This window comes from Duganella qianjiadongensis (assembly GCF_009857915.1).
GTDB classification, from domain to species: Bacteria; Pseudomonadota; Gammaproteobacteria; order Burkholderiales; family Burkholderiaceae_D; genus Rugamonas; species Rugamonas qianjiadongensis.
In genome coordinates this window covers 1-417 of the sequence record NZ_WWCM01000079.1, presented here as the reverse complement: position 1 = coordinate 417, position 417 = coordinate 1, and the positions used below count along the sequence as shown (strand labels likewise).

Below are 417 nucleotides of genomic sequence, written 5' to 3'. Positions count from 1 at the left end.
GTGTAGTCGATGTTTTTGTCGATGAGCTCGACCTGAGCAGCCTCGGGTTCGCACGTGTTCAGCCGGCAAAGACGGGGCGGCCGGCGTACCATCCAGCAGTGCTGCTAAAGCTTTACATCTACGGCTACCTCAACCGAATTCAGTCGAGTCGGCGGCTGGAGCGCGAAGGACAGCGCAATGTTGAATTGATGTGGCTGACGGGACGCCTGACACCTGACTTCAAGACGATAGCGAATTTCCGAAGGGATAACGGCAAGGGCATTCGGAATGTCTGCCGCCAGTTCGTCGTGCTCTGCCAGCAACTGGACCTATTCTCAGATGCGGTCGTTGCGATTGACGGCAGTAAATTCAAGGCTGTCAACAGCAGCGATCGCAACTTCACCAATGCCAAGCTAAAGCGCAGGATGGAAGAGATTG

At 55.2% G+C, this 417-nt stretch carries 1 protein-coding gene; it reads left to right on the top strand.

All coding sequences use genetic code 11. The features are described 5' to 3' along the window. On the top strand, positions 1–417 hold a 417-nt coding region (locus GTP27_RS23350), incomplete at both ends, for a transposase (protein WP_161041466.1).